General features: G+C 67.6%; 19 protein-coding genes, 2 tRNA genes and 1 pseudogene. 11 read left to right on the plus strand and 11 right to left on the minus strand.

Annotated elements, in window-relative coordinates; all coding sequences use genetic code 11:
- The first annotated feature begins 54 nt into the window (after positions 1–54).
- Complete coding sequence (locus RSP45_RS01560) at positions 55–486, plus strand: glycine zipper domain-containing protein (RefSeq protein ID WP_415392958.1); 432 nt, start codon at positions 55–57, stop codon at positions 484–486.
- 4 nt (positions 487–490) lie between these two features.
- Positions 491–1249 (plus strand): phage holin family protein, encoded by a 759-nt coding sequence (locus RSP45_RS01565; protein ID WP_415392959.1) that lies wholly within the window; start codon positions 491–493, stop codon positions 1247–1249.
- Between the two features lie 103 nt (positions 1250–1352).
- On the opposite strand, the gene grxD is transcribed toward RSP45_RS01565, so the two are convergent.
- Positions 1353–1715 carry a Grx4 family monothiol glutaredoxin gene (gene grxD / locus RSP45_RS01570; RefSeq protein ID WP_303731320.1) on the minus strand — a complete coding sequence of 121 codons (363 nt, stop codon included), beginning with the start codon at positions 1713–1715 and terminating at the stop codon, positions 1353–1355.
- Between the two features lie 30 nt (positions 1716–1745).
- A complete protein-coding gene (locus RSP45_RS01575; protein WP_073065647.1) occupies positions 1746–1988 on the minus strand; it encodes a BolA/IbaG family iron-sulfur metabolism protein in 243 nt (80 codons plus the stop codon).
- A 177-nt stretch (positions 1989–2165) separates the two neighbouring features.
- Here RSP45_RS01575 and RSP45_RS01580 point away from each other — a divergent pair, with 177 nt between their 5' ends.
- A complete protein-coding gene (locus tag RSP45_RS01580; protein WP_415392960.1) occupies positions 2166–2831 on the plus strand; it encodes a protein-L-isoaspartate(D-aspartate) O-methyltransferase in 666 nt (221 codons plus the stop codon).
- A 39-nt stretch (positions 2832–2870) separates the two neighbouring features.
- Positions 2871–3818, plus strand: coding sequence for a pirin family protein (locus RSP45_RS01585; RefSeq protein ID WP_415392961.1), 948 nt, complete (start codon positions 2871–2873; stop codon positions 3816–3818).
- 94 nt (positions 3819–3912) lie between these two features.
- Here the strand turns inward: RSP45_RS01585 and RSP45_RS01590 are convergent, their stop codons facing one another.
- Positions 3913–4539, minus strand: a complete 627-nt coding sequence (locus RSP45_RS01590) for a DnaJ domain-containing protein (RefSeq protein ID WP_415392962.1) — start codon at positions 4537–4539, stop codon at positions 3913–3915.
- A 73-nt stretch (positions 4540–4612) separates the two neighbouring features.
- Here RSP45_RS01590 and RSP45_RS01595 point away from each other — a divergent pair, with 73 nt between their 5' ends.
- The 5 genes from RSP45_RS01595 (at position 4613) to RSP45_RS01615 (ending at position 8722) form a co-directional block, all read left to right on the plus strand.
- On the plus strand, positions 4613–4873 hold the full coding sequence (locus RSP45_RS01595; RefSeq protein WP_303730610.1) for a BolA family protein: 261 nt from the start codon (positions 4613–4615) through the stop codon (positions 4871–4873).
- Between the two features lie 141 nt (positions 4874–5014).
- Positions 5015–5983, plus strand: a complete 969-nt coding sequence (gene glpX, locus RSP45_RS01600) for a class II fructose-bisphosphatase (RefSeq protein ID WP_073065660.1) — start codon at positions 5015–5017, stop codon at positions 5981–5983.
- 150 nt (positions 5984–6133) lie between these two features.
- Positions 6134–7897, plus strand: coding sequence for a single-stranded-DNA-specific exonuclease RecJ (recJ, locus tag RSP45_RS01605; RefSeq protein WP_415392963.1), 1764 nt, complete (start codon positions 6134–6136; stop codon positions 7895–7897).
- 97 nt (positions 7898–7994) lie between these two features.
- Positions 7995–8069, plus strand: a tRNA-Glu gene (locus tag RSP45_RS01610).
- A gap of 266 nt (positions 8070–8335) precedes the next feature.
- Complete coding sequence (locus RSP45_RS01615) at positions 8336–8722, plus strand: hypothetical protein (RefSeq protein ID WP_415392964.1); 387 nt, start codon at positions 8336–8338, stop codon at positions 8720–8722.
- 84 nt (positions 8723–8806) lie between these two features.
- Here RSP45_RS01615 and RSP45_RS01620 read toward each other — a convergent pair whose 3' ends face one another.
- Positions 8807–8872 (minus strand): hypothetical protein, encoded by a 66-nt coding sequence (locus RSP45_RS01620; RefSeq protein ID WP_415393970.1) that lies wholly within the window; start codon positions 8870–8872, stop codon positions 8807–8809.
- Between the two features lie 60 nt (positions 8873–8932).
- On the opposite strand from RSP45_RS01620, the gene RSP45_RS01625 reads away from it, so the two are divergent.
- A tRNA-Ser gene (locus tag RSP45_RS01625) sits at positions 8933–9022 on the plus strand.
- Between the two features lie 109 nt (positions 9023–9131).
- On the opposite strand, the gene RSP45_RS01630 is transcribed toward RSP45_RS01625, so the two are convergent.
- The 5 genes and pseudogenes from RSP45_RS01630 to RSP45_RS01650 all read right to left on the minus strand — a co-directional run bounded on the left by RSP45_RS01630 (position 9132) and on the right by RSP45_RS01650 (position 11941).
- Positions 9132–9425 carry a hypothetical protein gene (locus tag RSP45_RS01630; RefSeq protein WP_415392965.1) on the minus strand — a complete coding sequence of 98 codons (294 nt, stop codon included), beginning with the start codon at positions 9423–9425 and terminating at the stop codon, positions 9132–9134.
- An 82-nt stretch (positions 9426–9507) separates the two neighbouring features.
- Positions 9508–9753: a hypothetical protein gene (locus RSP45_RS01635; RefSeq protein ID WP_415392966.1), complete on the minus strand. Its 246-nt coding sequence runs from the start codon at positions 9751–9753 to the stop codon at positions 9508–9510.
- A gap of 345 nt (positions 9754–10098) precedes the next feature.
- Complete coding sequence (locus tag RSP45_RS01640) at positions 10099–10248, minus strand: hypothetical protein (protein WP_415392967.1); 150 nt, start codon at positions 10246–10248, stop codon at positions 10099–10101.
- A 20-nt stretch (positions 10249–10268) separates the two neighbouring features.
- Positions 10269–10784, minus strand: coding sequence for a hypothetical protein (locus RSP45_RS01645; protein ID WP_415392968.1), 516 nt, complete (start codon positions 10782–10784; stop codon positions 10269–10271).
- Between the two features lie 63 nt (positions 10785–10847).
- Positions 10848–11941, minus strand: a pseudogene (locus RSP45_RS01650) (recombinase family protein).
- A 174-nt stretch (positions 11942–12115) separates the two neighbouring features.
- Here RSP45_RS01650 and RSP45_RS01655 point away from each other — a divergent pair.
- Entirely contained in the window at positions 12116–12550 is a 435-nt protein-coding gene (locus RSP45_RS01655) for a hypothetical protein (protein ID WP_415392969.1), read from the plus strand.
- Between the two features lie 833 nt (positions 12551–13383).
- Here RSP45_RS01655 and clpA read toward each other — a convergent pair.
- Together clpA and gloB are read right to left on the minus strand one after the other, a co-directional pair.
- Positions 13384–15702, minus strand: a complete 2319-nt coding sequence (clpA, locus tag RSP45_RS01660) for an ATP-dependent Clp protease ATP-binding subunit ClpA (RefSeq protein ID WP_415392970.1) — start codon at positions 15700–15702, stop codon at positions 13384–13386.
- Between the two features lie 187 nt (positions 15703–15889).
- Positions 15890–16627, minus strand: a complete 738-nt coding sequence (gene gloB / locus RSP45_RS01665) for a hydroxyacylglutathione hydrolase (RefSeq protein WP_415392971.1) — start codon at positions 16625–16627, stop codon at positions 15890–15892.
- Positions 16628–16722: the final 95 nt, after the last annotated feature.

Raw genomic sequence — 16722 nt, forward strand, 5'->3', positions numbered from 1 at the left:
CCACGACCGGGTTCGGATGCCATAAGCAAATCCCTTCGTGGAAAGGAAGATGAAATGGCCAATCAAGACAACGCCTCGAACGCCGGCAAGACCATCAAGGACACCGCGCGGGATGCTGCGGACGATCTGAAGCAGGGCGCCTCGAAGCTGGCCAGCGGCGCGAAGGAGGCCTGGGACGAGGCGACCGAGGGCTCGACCGCCCAGCGGCTCAAGCAGGATGCCTCGGAGATGGCGCAGACCGTGCGCGACAAGGGCGCCGAGGCGGTCGAGGCCGCCCGCGAGAAGGGGACCGAATATGTCGAGCGCGCCCGGCACGAGGCCGACCGCCTGTATCGCGCCGCCGACCGCCGCGTCCACGAGGTCGCAGACCACGCCGAGGAATATTACGACGAGCTGTCCGACATGGTGCGCCGCCGCCCCGCGCAGGCGCTGGGGATCGCGGCCGGCGTCGGCTTCCTGGTCGGCCTGATCCTGGCGCGGCGCTGAACCCATGTTCGACTATGCGCGCAACCTGAAGCTCGCCGCCCAGGACACCGGCCGCAGGGTCGCCATCAAGGCGGCTGCCGGCGGCGCGGTGATGCTGGGCGCCGGGTTCCTGCTGGCGGCGCTGTGGACGTTCCTTGCGCGCACGCTGGGCTGGGGGCCGCTGGTCGCCTCGCTGCTGATCGGGGTGGTGTTCGTGGGCGCGGGCATCGCGCTGCTGGCCAGTTCGCACGAGGTCAAGCACCCGGTGCCCACCACCGACGAGCTGAAGGCCGAGATCGAGACCCGGCTGGAGCTGGCCACCGACGCGGCGCTGGAAAAGGCGCGGCTGAAGGCGACCGAGGTGGTGGACACGGTGGAAAACCGCGTGCACTCGGTGGTCGACGAGGTGGCCCACAAGGCCAACCGCTTCGCCGACAGCGCCGAGGCGCGGGTGCAGGGCTTTGCCAGCAGCATCGCCGGCCAGGCCGGGAAGGCCGCCGAAAAGGTCGGCCTGACGCCCCAGCGGGTGGCGCGCGCCGAGGCGCGGGTCAAGTCAGGGGCCGAACGGTTCCGCCACTCGAACGCCGCCACCATCCCGCCGCTGGTCGGGGCCTTCGCCGTGGGCATCGCGCTGGCCAACCGCCTGCAATCCTGGCGCCACGGCGACGATGCCGGGGCAGAGGATGACAGCGCCTGGGACAGGGAGTGGGAAGAGCAGTGGGACGATCCCTACGGCAACCCCTATCCCCCCGACGAACCCCATGACGGCGACCGCTACGCCTGAGCCGGGGCGCCCAGGCGGGCACAGCAGAACGAAAAAGGGCCGCGGAATCCGCAGCCCTTTTTCATATGTCCCCGCTGCCGAGGCGCTGGCCCCGGACCGGCGCTCAGCTGTTGGCTTCGCGGATCTTGTTGGCGGCGTCCTTGTCATAGGCGACGCCGGTGCGGTCGAACAGCTGGTCGAGCTCGCCCGACAGGGTCATCTCGGTCACGATGTCGCAGCCGCCGACGAACTCGCCCTTGACGTAAAGCTGCGGCACGGTCGGCCAGTCCGAGAAATCCTTGATGCCCTGGCGCATCTCGTCGCTGGCCAGCACGTTCACGTCGCGATAGGCGACGCCCATGTAGTTCAGCACCCCCGCCACGCGGCTGGAAAATCCGCATTGCGGGACGTCGCGCGTGCCCTTCATGAACAGCACGACGTCATTGCCGTCGATGAGTTCCTGGATCTCGGTGCGGGTGTCGGTCATTTCGGGTGTATCCCCAGAGATTGGTTGCATTCAGTCGGGCACGCGGGTGGTCAGCGCCAGCGCGTGCAGTGCCCCGGCGGGCCCGTCCATCCGGCCCTGAAGCGCCGCATAGACCATCCGCTGCTGCTGGACCCGGTTCTTGCCGCGGAAACTTTCGTCCACGACCTCGGCGGCATAGTGGTTACCGTCGCCCGCCAGGTCGGTGATGGTGATGCGGGCGTCGGGAAAAGCCTCGCGGATCAACGCCTCGATCTCAAAGGCTTCAATCGCCATGACGCATCCTCCGTAGCTTGCCAGTGCCTGACTTAGGACGCGGGCGATGGGGGCGCAAGCCCGGCGGCGGGGAATGCGGGCCTGCTGCGGGGCAAAGGGGCGGGAACATTGGCCGGGCAGGGCGGTTCGTGCTAGGATCGCGGGCAAAGTGCGGGGAACCACTTGGGGGTGTGCGCCATGCCGGACCGCAGCAGCGACCGCCAGCTTATGGTGGCCAGCCAGATCGCGCCGCGGGGCGTCGCCGACGCCAGGGTGCTCGACGCCATGCGCAGCGTCCCGCGCGAGGAGTTCGTGCCGCCGGCGCAGCGCGCCGATGCCTATGCCGACCACCCGCTGCCGATCGGCTCGGGGCAGACCATCTCGCAGCCCTATATCGTGGGGATGATGCTGGAAGCGGCCGAGATCGCGCCCGAGGACCGCGTGCTCGAGATCGGCGCCGGCTCTGGCTATGCGGCGGCGGTGGCCAGCCGGCTGGCGGCCAGCGTCTGCGCGGTCGAGCGTATCGGCGATCTGGCCCGGGCCGCGGCCGCGCGGCTGGCGCGGCTGGGCTACGGCACTGTCGAGGTTCGCCACGACGACGGCACCGGCGGCTGGCCCGGCGGCGGCAGCTTCGACGTGATCCTGGTCGCCGCCGCGGGCCCCGAGGTCCCGGCGCCGCTGCTGGCGCAGCTGGCCCCCGGCGGGCGGCTGGTGATGCCGGTGGGACCGCGGGGCGAGGCGCAGCGGCTGACCCGCATCCGCCGCACGCCCGAAGGCGACCGCCACGAGGATCTGGGCGCGGTGGTCTTTGTCCCCCTGATCGGCGCGGCCGGCTATGCCGATGACGGGGCCGCGCCCGGCTGACCGCTTCCGCCCGCTGTTGGTCCTTGCAGGAGACCCGAGATGAGCTGGATGCCCGACCTGGAACCCGTCTGCCCGGATGCCGGGGCGCTGGACGATATCGAGCTGCTGATCGTGCCGCGCGCCCGCGACATCGGCGGCTTCGAGGTGCGCCGCGCGCTGCCCGCGCCCCGGCGGCAGATGGTCGGCCCGTTCATCTTCTTCGACCAGATGGGCCCGGCCGAGTTCATCCACGGCGGCGGCATCGACGTGCGCCCGCATCCGCATATCGGGCTGGCGACGCTGACCTATCTGTTCCGCGGCGCCTTCCAGCACCGCGACAGCCTGGGTTCGGACCAGATGATCCAGCCCGGCGCGGTCAACTGGATGGTGGCGGGCAACGGCGTTACCCATTCCGAACGCACCGACGCCGCCACCCGCGCCGCGCCGCACACGCTGTTCGGCATCCAGACCTGGGTGGCGCTGCCCGAGGCGCAGGAGGACGCGCCCGGCAGTTTCGAGCATCACGGCGCGGATGCGCTGCCGGTGCTGGAGGCCGAGGGCAAGCAGCTGCGGCTGATCGCCGGGCGCGGCTGGGGGGCGCGGGCGCCGGTGACCGTGCACAGCGACCTGTTCTATGCCGATGCGGTGCTGGCCCCCGGCGCCCGCCTGCCGCTGCCGCGCGACCACGAGGACCGCGGGCTTTACGTCACCGAGGGCTCGGTGCTGATCGCGGGGGACGAGTTTCCCGCCGGCCGCATGATGGTGTTCCGCCCCGGCGACGAGATCACCGTGACGGCGGGCGAGCAGGGCGCGCGCTTCGTGGCACTGGGCGGCGAGACGCTGAACGGGCCGCGCTACATCATGTGGAACTTCGTCGCCTCGTCCCGCGAACGGCTGGAGGCGGCGCGCGAGGCCTGGAAGGCGGGCGATTTCGAGCACGGTCGTTTCCGGCTGCCCCCGGGCGACGATGCAGAGTTCGTGCCCTATCCGGGCGGGCCGGGGCGCTGATCGCGGCGGCGGGGGGCTTTGCCCCCGGCCCGTTCCGGGCCTCCCCCAGGATATTTGCGGCACGGTGAAAGGGCGGCCGGGTGCCCCCAGGCGGTCAGTCCTTGAAGCTGCGGCTGTCCTTGATCTGGTCCCAGGCCCAGACGACCTCTTGCAGCCGATCCTCGTCCGAGCGGTCGCCGCCATTCATGTCGGGATGAAGATCCTTGACCAGCGACTTGTATTGCTTGCGGATTTCCACCTTGGTCCAGGTGTCCTTGGCGTCGAGTATCTCGAGCGCGCGGCGCTCGGTCGGGGGCAGCTTGCGGGCGGTGCGCAGCCGCTGTTCGGGGTTGGTGCCGTTGGCGCCCAGGATTTCCAGCGGGTCGCTGACCCCGTGTCGGGCCCAAGCCTGTTCCTGCGCCGCCCGGCCAAAGGGGCGGGTCGGGCGTTCCCACACCGTGGCGTTGTCCAGGAATTCCTGGAACTCGGCCTCGGACTGGCCCTGGAAGTAATTCCAGTTGGTGTTGTACTCGCGCACATGCTCCTTGCAGAACCAGTAATAGTCGTCGAGCTGCTTGGGCGATTTGGGCGCGCGATACTGGCCCGGCTGCGAGCAGCCCGACTTGTCGCACTGGCGAGTCGACGTCTCGAAGGCGCCCGACATACCGCGGCGCCCCCTGGACCGCCGCTTCTTGTCCGAGGCGGCGGAGATATCGAAATCGAACGGGTCGCTGGTAGTCATGCAAGGCCTTCTTTTCGACTCGGGACCGGAAGTGTAGGGGTTTTGCACCGCTTGGGAAGGGGTGAAGGGTATCATGCAGCGATCTATCGCCGAGGAAATGAACAAAAGACTGGCGGAACTGTCGCCGACCGCGCTGGAGGTGATCGACGAAAGCGAACTGCACCGCGGCCATGCCGGCTGGCGCGAGGGCGGGCAGACGCATTTCCGCATCCGCATGGCCGCCCCGGTCTTTGCCGGGCTGAGCCGGGTCGAGCGGCACCGGCTGGTCAACCGCACGCTGGGCGATATCGTGCCGCGCATCCACGCGCTGGCGCTGGAACTGTCGGAACCGTAAGCGCCGATGTGGGCGCGCGGGCGCCCGGGTTCAACCCCGCGGTGCGCGGGCGCAACCGCCGTTAGCGCACACAGTCTGGACGCCACCCGGGGCGGGGCCTAAGAGCCGGCAGGACGGCTGCTGCAAGCAAGGGATCGACCGATGACCGACACCAGGGATTTCAACGACCGCATGCTCTCGCTGGGCCTGGCCCGGGTCAGCGAAGCCGCGGCCCATGCCTCGGCCCGGCTGGTCGGGCGCGGCGACGAAAAGGCCGCCGACCAGGCGGCGGTGAACGCGATGCGCGACCAGCTGAACATGCTGGACATCAAGGGCACGGTCGTCATCGGCGAGGGCGAGCGCGACGAGGCGCCGATGCTGTTCATCGGCGAAGAGGTCGGCACCGGCAACGGCCCCGAGGTGGATATCGCGCTGGACCCGCTGGAAGGCACCACCCTGACCGCCAAGGACATGCCGAACGCGCTGACCGTGATCGCCATGGCCCCGCGCGGCACCCTGCTGCACGCGCCCGACGTCTACATGGACAAGCTGGCCGTGGGTCCGGGCTATCCCAAGGACGTGGTCAGCCTGGAGATGTCCCCGCGCGAGCGGGTGCTGGCGCTGGCCGCCGCCGGCGGCGTCAAGCCCTATGACATCACCGTCTGCATCCTCGAGCGCCCCCGCCACGAGGAGATGATCGCCGAGGTGCGTTCCACCGGCGCCGCGATCCGGCTGATCACCGACGGCGACGTGGCCGGGGTGATCCATGTCGCCGAATCGGACAAGACCGGCATCGACATGTACATGGGCTCGGGCGGCGCCCCCGAGGGCGTGCTGGCGGCATCGGCGCTGAAATGCATGGGCGGGCAGATGTGGGGCCGGCTGCTGTTCCGCAACGACGACGAACGCGGCCGTGCTGCCAAGGCCGGGATCACCGACCTGAACCGCATCTATACCCGCGACGAGATGGTCACCGCCGACGTGATCTTTTCGGCGACCGGGGTCACCAACGGCTCGATCGTCAAGGGCCTGCGCCGCGAGCCGCATTTCGTTGAAACCGAAACCATCCTGATGCGCTCCAAGACCGGCTCGGTCCGGCGGATGATCTATCGCAACCCGGTTCGCGCGTAAGGGCAGGGGGGGGGCGCTGCCCCCGTCCCTTCGGGACTCCCCCGGGATATTTTTCCACCAAAGATATTTTCCACCAAAGAGGGGCCGTCCGCCGCGTGGGCGGCCTTTTCGCATCTTGCCCTTGCGGCGGGCTGTGGCGACAAGGCGCCCATGTCTGCTTTCCTGAACGTCGAATCCTCGCTGACCGGCCGCCGCTGGGCCGGTCCCGATCCCATGGAAGAGCGGCTGGCCGAGGGGCTGGCGCAGGCCGCGCTGCTGCCCCTGCCGGTGGCGCGGGTGCTGGCCGCGCGCGGCGTGGCTGCCGAAGAGGCCGCGGGTCATCTGGAGCCGAAGCTGCGCGACCTGCTGCCCGACCCGCTGCGCCTGCGCGACATGGAGCTTGCGGCCGAGCGGCTGGTCGCCGCCGTGGTTGGGGGCGAGCGGATTGCCGTGTTCGCCGATTACGACGTGGACGGCGGCGCCTCGGCGGCGCTGCTGCTGGGTTGGCTGCGCGCGCAGGGGCGCGAGGCGACGCTGTATATCCCCGACCGCATCGACGAGGGCTACGGCCCCAACCCCGCCGCGATCGAGCAGCTTGCGCGCGACCATGCGCTGATCGTCTGCGTCGACTGCGGCACGCTGAGCCACGAGGCGCTGGCGGTGGCCGAGGGCCGCGCCGACGTGATCGTGCTGGACCACCACCAGGGCGGCGAGACCCTGCCCCCCGTGCTGGCGGTGGTGAACCCCAACCGCGCCGATGAGGACGGGGCGCTGGGGCATCTCTGTGCCGCGGGGGTGGTGTTCCTGACGCTGGTGCAGGCCAACCGCGGCCTGCGTGCGCGTGGGCTGGCCGAGCCGGACCTGATCGGGATGCTGGATCTGGTGGCGCTGGCGACGGTGGCCGACGTGGCGCCGCTGCTGGGCGTCAACCGCGCCTTTGTCCGGCAGGGGCTGGCGATCATGGCGCGCCGCGCCCGGCCCGGGTTGGTGGCGCTGTCCGACGTGGCGCGGCTCGATTCGGCGCCCTCGGCCTTTCACCTCGGCTTCCTGTTGGGGCCGCGGATCAACGCCGGCGGCCGCGTCGGCCGCGCCGATCTGGGCGCGCGCTGCCTCTCGGCCACCGACCGCGCCGAGGCCGAGGCGCTGGCCGCCCAGCTGGATGCGCTGAACCGAGAGCGCCGCGAGATCGAGGCGCTGGTCCGCGACGCCGCCTTTGCCCAGGCGGAATCGCATGGCGATCCGGCGCTGTCCTGGGCCGCGGGCGAGGGCTGGCACCCCGGCGTCGTCGGCATCGTCGCGGCACGGCTGAAAGAGGCAACCGGCCGGCCGTCGGTGGTGATCGGCGTCGCGGGCGGCGTAGGCAAGGGCTCGGCCCGCTCGGTCCCCGGCTTCGACATCGGCCGCGCGGTGCAGCGGCTTCAGGCTGAGGGGCTGGTCACCCGCGGCGGCGGCCACGCCATGGCCGCAGGGCTGACGGTCGAGCCCGCGCAGATCGCCCCCGCCATGGCGCGGCTGTCCGAGCTGGCGGCGGCGGCGCTGGCGGGAAGGGCGGCCGGGGCGCTGCGAATCTCGGGCCTGCTCGACGCGCGCGCCGCCACCCCCGAGATGATCGAGGCGCTGGAGCGCGCCGGTCCCTTCGGCGCCGGCGCCCCCGCGCCGCGCTTTGCGCTGAGCGACCTGATTCTCGAACAGGTGGACACCATGGGCGAGGGCCACCTGCGCCTGCGCGCCCGCAGCGGGGCCGGGGCGCTGGATGCGGTCGCCTGGGGGGCGATGCAGGGCGCGCTTGGCCCGGCGCTGCTGCGCGCGCGCGGGCGGCGCTTCCACCTGGCCGGCCGGCTGGAGCTGTCGCTGTGGGGCGGCCGCCAGCGGGTGCGCCTGCGCCTAGACGACGCCGCCGAGCCCGCGGGCAACGGAACGCCCCGGGCCGATTGAAGAAATCGCGCGCGCCGAAATTTTCTGCTTGCGGTCCCCGCGCGCATTGCCTAGATACCGCTCCACGCCACGCAGCAACGCTGCAAGCGCAAAAGGTGGCCCGTTCGTCTATCGGTTAGGACGCCAGGTTTTCAACCTGGAAAGAGGGGTTCGACTCCCCTACGGGCTGCCAATTTCATTTTTTCATCCGTGATTACATCCCCTTAACGGGTGAAACTGTATCAGACAGCCGAGTGATACAACGTTCCCGGCATGTCCACCTGTTGCGACCGGTCCGCTTGCCGACCAGACGTTTCTTCTCCGCGGCCTTGGTGTAGTGCTCGACCTCGGACAATGACGAGTGTCCCTCTGAAAGCCGCGCTGCTCGAGCGCGCCAAGCGTGAGCTGGCAGCCCAGCAGGCGAAAGCGCAGCCCGAGGGGTAGGGATTCGGCAACAACATGGCCCAAGCGGCGGCGGATGGCGTGTTCTTCGGCTTCTGCCGCTACGACGGCGCCACGGCGGGCACGTTCCCGGCGGGCGTGGTGGCGGCTGACGGCGGGGTGCTCTGGCGGCAGACCAGCACGCGGCTGTTGCAGCAACTGGCGGGCGAGTGTGGCAGCGGGTCTATGACGGCGCGTGGGGGGCCGTGGCGCTGGCTGCTGACCAGTGCGGACACGGCGGACGATGCGACGTGGCGGGCTGGGGTGTCCACGGTGCCGGCGGCCGTCACCCCGGCGGCGGTGCGGGCGGCTCTGGGTATTGCGGCTGGTGCGCCGGTCTATGCCTGCCGCGCGCGGGTCAATTTCGACGGATCCAGCGCGACGCCGGTGAACCTCGCCTGTTGATCAGCAGGAAGCCAGGCCAGAAGTAATGGCCGGTCAGGGTCACGCCCTTGCCGATCTCATAATATTTCTCGCTTTCGATCGAGGTCAGGTTATCTCGACCGCATCCAGCGTCCCGGTTTCCAGCGCGGAATAGACTTCGCCGTAAGCCATCGGCGTTGGTTCACGATTTCCCCTTGTTTCCCCTGCCTTCTTGCTGCTAGACCCCGCCGCGGAGACGTGGCCGAGTGGTCGAAGGCACACCCCTGCTAAGGGTGCAGGCGGGAAACCGCCTCGAGGGTTCGAATCCCTTCGTCTCCGCCATTAATTCCGCTTAAGATATTGAAGTTTAAAGATAAAACGGCGAGCCGCAGCCCGCCGTTCCGCCGTTGCTTCCCCACTGTGAACGGGACAGTTTGGGACTGTCAGCGACTCATGCCGCATCCATCGCGCGGGCCTCGGCCCAGATGGTGGACAGGTGCGAGTTGTCCCGCTCGGCCTCAAGATCGGTTTCGCCGTAGTCGGTCCATGCCAGGATCTTGAGCAACAGGTCGCGTTCACACTGACTGGGCACGTGGATCAGGATTTGCTCATGCGCCCAGCGCGCGTCGTGCGCACGCTCGAATTCATCATCCTCTTTCGCCAGGTAGTGGGCGCGAGCCACTTGACGCAGCCGCTCCCACTCCCTGAACAGCGTAGCGACCGGGGTTTCGGCCTCGGCAGCCACAGCCGTTGTGCCGACGATTTCGTCGCCACTGATGCGGACAGCGCGAGAGAGGGCGCGGCGGTGATGAAAGCGCGGCGGTTCATCAGCACGGCCTCCCGTTGTCGCGGGCCTTGCTGTGGGTGAGGCGCAGGGCGACACGCTGGTGGATCATGGAGGTGATCAGATACGGCATGTGCACGGCCTGGGGGCCGTCGCCCAGCGCGTCCAGCGCCAGCTCCAAGGCATCGTGCAGCTCGTCCCACTCGTCTTGCGTCAGGACGGCAGGGCGGCGGTCGCTCGTCAGGGTGGCGTCAGGATAGCCGGGGGTGTTATGGCGATGGTTAGCCATTCGCTGATCCTCCGTAGATCAGGGTTTCGGTTAGGGCCGAGACGCAGCGCCAACTGCGCTTCGGCCCGTGGCAATTGCGTGCAACTGAGTGCATGATGCATTCATCGCTAAAGAATGTTAACTGCACACATTGAGAGACATGGCAAAAACTTCCGCAATTTCCGTTCGCGTGTCGGACAAGGTAAAGCGGGCGGCTGAAAAGGCTGCCGAGGCCGACGGACGTTCAGTCGCGTCTTATGTCGAGCGGGTTCTGTCGGCTGACCTGCGTTCTAAAGGCTATCTGCATGCTGACACCTAGGCAGATAAAAGCATTGCAGGCGGTTCGCGTCGAAACCGATATGGGCATCAGTTGTTGGCCTCGATAGCTTCGACAAGGGCCAACTCGGTGCAGGTATCGGCTGGATCGTTCTTGATCAGCTTCACGCTGCCGGAATGATTGAGTATTTCGGCAAAGGACGGGATCGCCGGATCGCCATCACCGAATTGGGTCGTCATCGCTTAGGCGACTGATACCTTTATCGTCCCTGCACGATAAACATGGCATCAAAGCGGGCTGCGGAGAGCCGTCGCCGATAGCGCCGCTTTGGCCGCATCCTCTCGAACATTTGGTCAGCCCGGCGGGCCGTCAGCTTGAGAGGGAAGTGCCGCAGCACCCCGGCCGCATGCTTTGCCTTGGCGGCACAGGACAGGGAGCAAAACAAGGCCGTGTGCGTCGGGGGATAGAAAACCGTGCTGCACTGAGCACAGGCGATGTGCTGGCGCCGGCGCCGGGCATTGATAGAGCACATCTGCGAGCAGAAGCGCCGGCTTAGCTTGTCAGGACTGAACACTTGCCCGCAGCATTCGCATTCGATGGCGACAGCAGTCTTGAGCCCACGGGTGCGGCTGGCCCGCTGCATGCAGGCCAGCCCACAGTAGATCGCGCCCTCGCGCAGGGTGAGCGGCAGAGGCTCTCCGCAGGTAGCACATGCCCGCAGCTCTTTGGCAACACGGCGTGGCTTGCGCTTCTCCCCCCGCGCCAGCCGCTCCATGTCGGTCCGGTCGTCACCCTTGCATTGCGCCGGTCGGAATTCTGAAACAGCTTGTCGAGGATGTCACGGAAGATGTCTTCGGGCTTCCATCCCTCCCGAAGCATGAGCTGCTGAAGGTAGCCGCAGCCGATCGGCGGTCATGTCGATGCTTGGGAGGACGTAATAGTCGCGCGGCGCCGCGTTCAGCTCGTCCATGCGTATGGCGATGGTGATGTCCGGCAAGAGCCCCCTGTCGAGGCGAATGCGCCAGCGCAGCGAGCCCGCCGCGGTCTCGAAGTATCGCGACAGCACGACCGATACTGAAACAGAGCCTCATCGACGATGGCCGGATAGGCGCCCTCGGACCGGATCCACATCTCGCGCGGGTTCACGACCCGACGCTGCTTCAGCTTGAACGAGATCTTGTTGAAGACGTTGTTGCCGATGTATTTCTCGTTGGTCAGCACCTGATGGACCGTCGCCCGCGTCCAGAGCCGTCCGAGATCTGTGCGCAGTCCGTCGGCGTTCAGGGCATCCGCGATCTCCCGCTCGGATCGGCCGTCCTCCACGAACATGCGATACATGCGCCGAACGACGTCCTGTTCGCCCTCGGGACCGGGGACGAGAATGACCCTGTCGGTCTGAAGGCTCTTCTGCTCGCCGCGTGACAGCTCGCCCTTGGGATTGCCGTGCTCGTCGATCAGCACCCGGCGCAGCCCGTATCCGGGCGCACCGCCCTGGCGGAAGCCGAGTTCGACGAGGCGGCACTGGCCAGCAAAGACCTTCACCGAGAGTTCGCGGCTGTATTCGCCAGCCATGACCCGCTTGACGGTCTTCAGCAGGTTCGAGCCGATACTGCCGTCATTCTCGAACTGCTCGCCGCAGTAGTGGACGCGGATCCCGGCGCGCGAGCAGACATGCTCGTGATAGGCGCCTTCGTCAGCATCCTGAAACCGGCCCCAGCGGCTGACGTCGTAGACGAGGATCGCCTTGAAATCCGCCTTGCCGGATTCGACCTCTGCCATCAGGCTCTGCAGCGCCTCGCGGCCGTCGAGGCGTAGCCCGCTCCGACCGGAATCCTCGAAGACGCGCAGGATCTCAAGACCGCGATCCGATGCATATTTGCGGATGACGTCGAGCTGGTTCTCGGTCGAGTATTTCTGGTGGTCGGTCGACATCCGGACATAGGCGACCGCAGGCACGTCCTTCTCGGGTGGCCCGTCGCTCCTATCCGAATTGGTCGTCCATCGACCGCCCAAGCACGCATCTCCTCGTCATTCCAGGCAAATTCGTCCAATCCGCGTGAAGCTGCGGCTGAATCCCCTCGTCCATGTAAAGCGAGGGAGGCCGGAATGTCGTTTCCGAAAAAGGGCAAGTTCTTTCCGAAAGAAAACGGGTATGCTGGGAATGGTCGTCACGAGCCGGACAACTGGTTCGCCGCTGAGATTGCATCAACCCTGAAGCGATCACTCGGAGACAGTCGGGCGGGGGCAAAGATCGTCGCCTCCTGGACCGGCGCCAACGAGAAGACGTTGAAGAACTGGTTCGCCGGCAGATACGGTCCGAGCGGAGAGCATCTGATCGCCTTGGCGCGACACTCCGATGATGTGTTGGGGATGTTCCTTGCAATGACCGGGCGGGAGGAACTGATGGTGGCCGTGAAGCTCGCGGCCGCAGAGCAGGCGATTGAGGAGCTACTGGCGGCGGTCCGCCGGCTGGCGGTTGACGATGAACCCGACGACGCCGAGGCATCGCCCGACGAGGCGGATTTTACCATCCGCCAGTGACGCGCAGGATTTCGCGACGCTCCCGTGCCATTTGATTTGGCACGGGAGAGAGTTGGGCGCTTGAGTCAGCCGCTCCGCCACTTGCCCTTGAAAAGCGTTCTCAGGGTCCGGCTGCGGCCGGATTCTCCCGTTGTTTTCTGGGATTATGCGGGTGGGGCTGAACACTGCCCTGGTGCCAGAAGGCCCGGAAGCGGTCTCTCAGGACCGACATTCGGACCGGACCCGCGCGAAGACAGTAAAGACGCGGCGTTGCTGCAGAAGCAGGGCGACGCCCACGAGGCAGCGGTACGAGGCTGCGCGCAATCTGGCGCAGGCTCGTGGTTTTCGATTTCTGCCGGTTGATCGGATGGCGCAGGCGCCGTGCCGGGGCATGAAGAAGCGGGCCAGAAAGACCAGAAGGAGGGAGAACGTCGAATTCATCTTGTCGGACTCCACCACGGCCCTTAAAAAATTGCCGTCATGTCAATGCGATGAGACGTGCCTACATTTTGGCACCCCGGTCAGGAAGACCCAAAAGCGCGTGGGGCGGAAGATGACCGTCAGGATGCCCCGGCGGGAGATCGGACGGTGCCATCACGACCCCGCCGAGACACGCGATGACGGCGCCGCCGACCGCCGAGTGGCGTAGCGATGCCCTTGAAAATGAGTGCGCGGCCATTCGCTTGAGCGCCCGCAACTGCGCGGTTTCACCAGGAGAGAGTTGGGTGCGAGGTTGGCTCCCTCCGGGCTTTTTGCGAAGCTTTGCGGACCTGGCAGGGCGGGGGCATTCCTCTTTTGCCCAAGCGCCCTTCACCCAAGGCAATGAAAAAGGGGCGCTTGTGGCGCCCCCTTGGTCATTCCGCGGTCAGCAGCGGGGTCTTGTCCTTGCCCAGCCGCGGGGTGCCGGGGCCCTGGATGTCGAAGACCGGCTTGTCGTCCTCGATGCGGACCTTGACGATGCCGCCCTTGATCAGACGGCCGAACAGCAGCTCTTCGGCCAAGGGTTTCTTGATCGTCTCCTGGATCACCCGGGCCAGCGGGCGGGCGCCCATGCGGTCGTCGTAGCCGCGATGCGCCAGCCAGTCGGCGGCCTCGGGGGTCAGCTCGATATGGACGCCGCGGTCCATCAGCTGCGCTTCCAACTGCAGGATGAACTTTTCGACCACCTGCACGATCACCTCGCGCGACAGCGGCGCGAAGGAGATCACCGCGTCCAGCCGGTTGCGGAACTCGGGCGTGAAGGTGCGCTCGATCGCCTCCTTGTCCTCACCCTCGCGGCGTTCGCGGCCGAAGCCGATCGCCGCGCGGGCCTGGTCGGCGGCGCCGGCGTTCGAGGTCATGATCAGGATCACGTTGCGGAAATCCACCTGCCGTCCGTTGTGGTCGGTCAGCTTGCCGTGGTCCATCACCTGCAGCAGGATGTTGTAGACATCCGGATGCGCCTTTTCGATCTCGTCCAGCAGCAGCACGCAATGCGGGTGCTGGTCGACGCCGTCGGTCAGAAGGCCGCCCTGGTCAAAGCCGACATAACCCGGGGGCGCCCCGATCAGGCGCGAGACCGCGTGTTTCTCCATGTATTCGGACATGTCGAAGCGCAGCAGCTCCACCCCCAGGGTGTTGGCCAGCTGCTTGGCGACCTCGGTCTTGCCGACGCCGGTCGGGCCCGCGAACAGGTAGTTGCCGATGGGCTTTTCCGGCTCGCGCAGCCCGGCGCGCGCCAGCTTGATCGAGGAGGCCAGCGCCTCGATCGCCGCATCCTGGCCGAACACCAGCCGCTTGAGGTTCCTGTCCAGGTCGCGCAGCACCTCGGCGTCGTCCTTGCTGACGCTTTTCGGGGGGATGCGGGCGATCTTGGCCACCACGGCCTCGATCTCCTTGGGCGAGATCACCTTCTTGCGTCGGCTTTCGGCTACGACATGCTGGGCCGCCCCGGCCTCGTCGATCACGTCGATCGCCGAATCGGGCAGCTTGCGGTCGTTGATATAGCGCGAGGCCAGTTCGACGGCGGTGCGGATCGCCTCGGCGGTATAGCGCAGCTCGTGGTGTTTTTCGAAGCTGGGCTTCAGCCCCATCAGGATCTTGATCGCGTCGGGGACCGAGGGTTCGTTCACGTCGATCTTCTGGAACCGCCGCGACAGGGCGCGGTCCTTTTCGAAATGCTGCCGGAACTCCTTGTAGGTGGTCGAGCCCATGCAGCGCAGCTTGCCGCCCGCCAGCGCCGGTTTCAGCAGGTTCGAGGCGTCCATCGCCCCCCCCGAGGTGGCGCCGGCGCCGATCACGGTGTGGATCTCGTCGATGAACAGGATGGCGTCGTCGTGGTCCTCAAGCTCTTTCACCACGGCCTTCAGCCGCTCCTCGAAATCGCCGCGATAGCGGGTGCCGGCCAGCAGCGCCCCCATGTCCAGCGAATAGATGGTGGCGCCCTTGAGCACGTCCGGCGTCTCGCCACGCACGATCTTCAGCGCCAGACCTTCCGCAATCGCGGTCTTGCCGACGCCGGGGTCACCGACCAGCAGCGGGTTGTTCTTGCGCCGGCGGCACAGCACCTGGATGCAGCGCTCGACCTCGTCGGCGCGGCCGATCAGCGGGTCGACGTCGCCGCGCGCCGCCTTGACGTTCAGGTCGACGCAGTATTTCGCCAGCGCCGAATCCTCTTTCCCGCCCGGGCGCTCGTCGGCGGCGGGCTGCTCGGTTTCCGCCCCCTGCACCCGGCGCGATTCGGAGAACGAGGGATTCTTGGCGACGCCATGGGCGATGAAGTTCACCGCGTCATAGCGGGTCATGTCGAGTTCCTGCAGGAAGAACGCGGCATTCGATTCCCGTTCCGCGAAGATCGCGACCAGCACGTTTGCGCCCGTGACCTCGTTGCGGCCCGAGCTTTGCACGTGGATGGCGGCGCGCTGGATCACGCGCTGGAAGGCGGCGGTGGGGACGGCCTCGGAGCCGTCGACGTCGGTGATCAGCGTGGACAGGTCGTCCTCGATGAAGTCGTTCAGCATCTGGCGCAGCCGGTCTAGATCGACGTTGCAGGCGCGCATCACGCGCAGGGCGTCGGGTTCCTCGGTCAGGGCCAGCAGCAGGTGTTCCAGCGTCGCCAGTTCATGGCGGTGTCGGTTGGCCAGCGACAAGGCGGCATGGATCGCCTGTTCCAGGGTGGTCGAAAAGGACGGCACTTCACTGCTCCTGTCAGTCGGCTGGCGGTCTGGGCCGGGCGTTTCGACCCACCTGACCAGACTGTCACGATACCATTAAGAATTGGTGCATTTCGGCGCGACGCAAGGGGGTAACGTCGAGGTTGGGGCCGAAGTTGCGGCGGTTGAGCGGGATGTGATCACGACCGGCCCCGGTTTCAAGCGCCGCTCAGCCCCGGAACGCATCCTTTTCGGCCCGCAGCCGGGTGAAACTGGCCAGCGCGTCCTCGCCCGGCCGCGCCAGCGCCTGCGCGCGCAGAAAGGGATTCGTGGCCTTTTCCTCGGCCAGCGTCGCGGGCGCCGCGGGGCGCTGCCCGGAAAGCGTCGCGTCCAGCCGGTCCTTGAGCGCCTGATTCCCCGGGTCCACCGCCAGGGCAAAACCGCCGTTGCCGCGCGCATAGTCGTGGCCCGAACAGATCAGCGTGTCGTCGGGCAGCGCCGCCAGCCGGGAAAGCGATTCCCACATCTGCGCGGGCGTGCCCTCGAACAGCCGCCCGCAGCCCATCGCCATCAGGCTGTCGGCGGTAAAGGCCAGCCCCGCCTGCGGCAGGTGATAGGCGACATGGCCGACGGTATGGCCCGGCACGTCGATGACCTGCAGCGGCTGGCCGCAGAGCTCGGTGTCGGCCCCCGGCTCCAGCGCCCGGTCCAGCGGCGGCAGGCGGGCGGCGTCGGCGCCGTTGCCCCAGACCTGCGCCCCGGTCGCGGCCACGATCTCGGCCACCGCCTGGATATGGTCGTCGTGGTGGTGGGTCAGCAGGATCACGTCCAGCCCCCAGCCGCGGCGGTCGAGTTCCGCCAAGATCGGCGCGGCCTCGGGGGCGTCGACCAGCAGGGTGCAGCCGTGGTCGTGGACCAGCCAGGCATAGTTGTCGGTCAGGCAGCGGATGCTGAGCAGCTCGGCCATCGTCTCCTCCTTGGTCGATGGGCCGAGGATAGGCGCGGGCCGGGACCGAGACCACCCCCCGAAGCGGCCCGTTGAGGCGGGCGGACTTGACGCCG

The organism is Paracoccus sp. SJTW-4 (assembly GCF_047716885.1).
Lineage (GTDB): Bacteria > Pseudomonadota > Alphaproteobacteria > Rhodobacterales > Rhodobacteraceae > Paracoccus > Paracoccus solventivorans.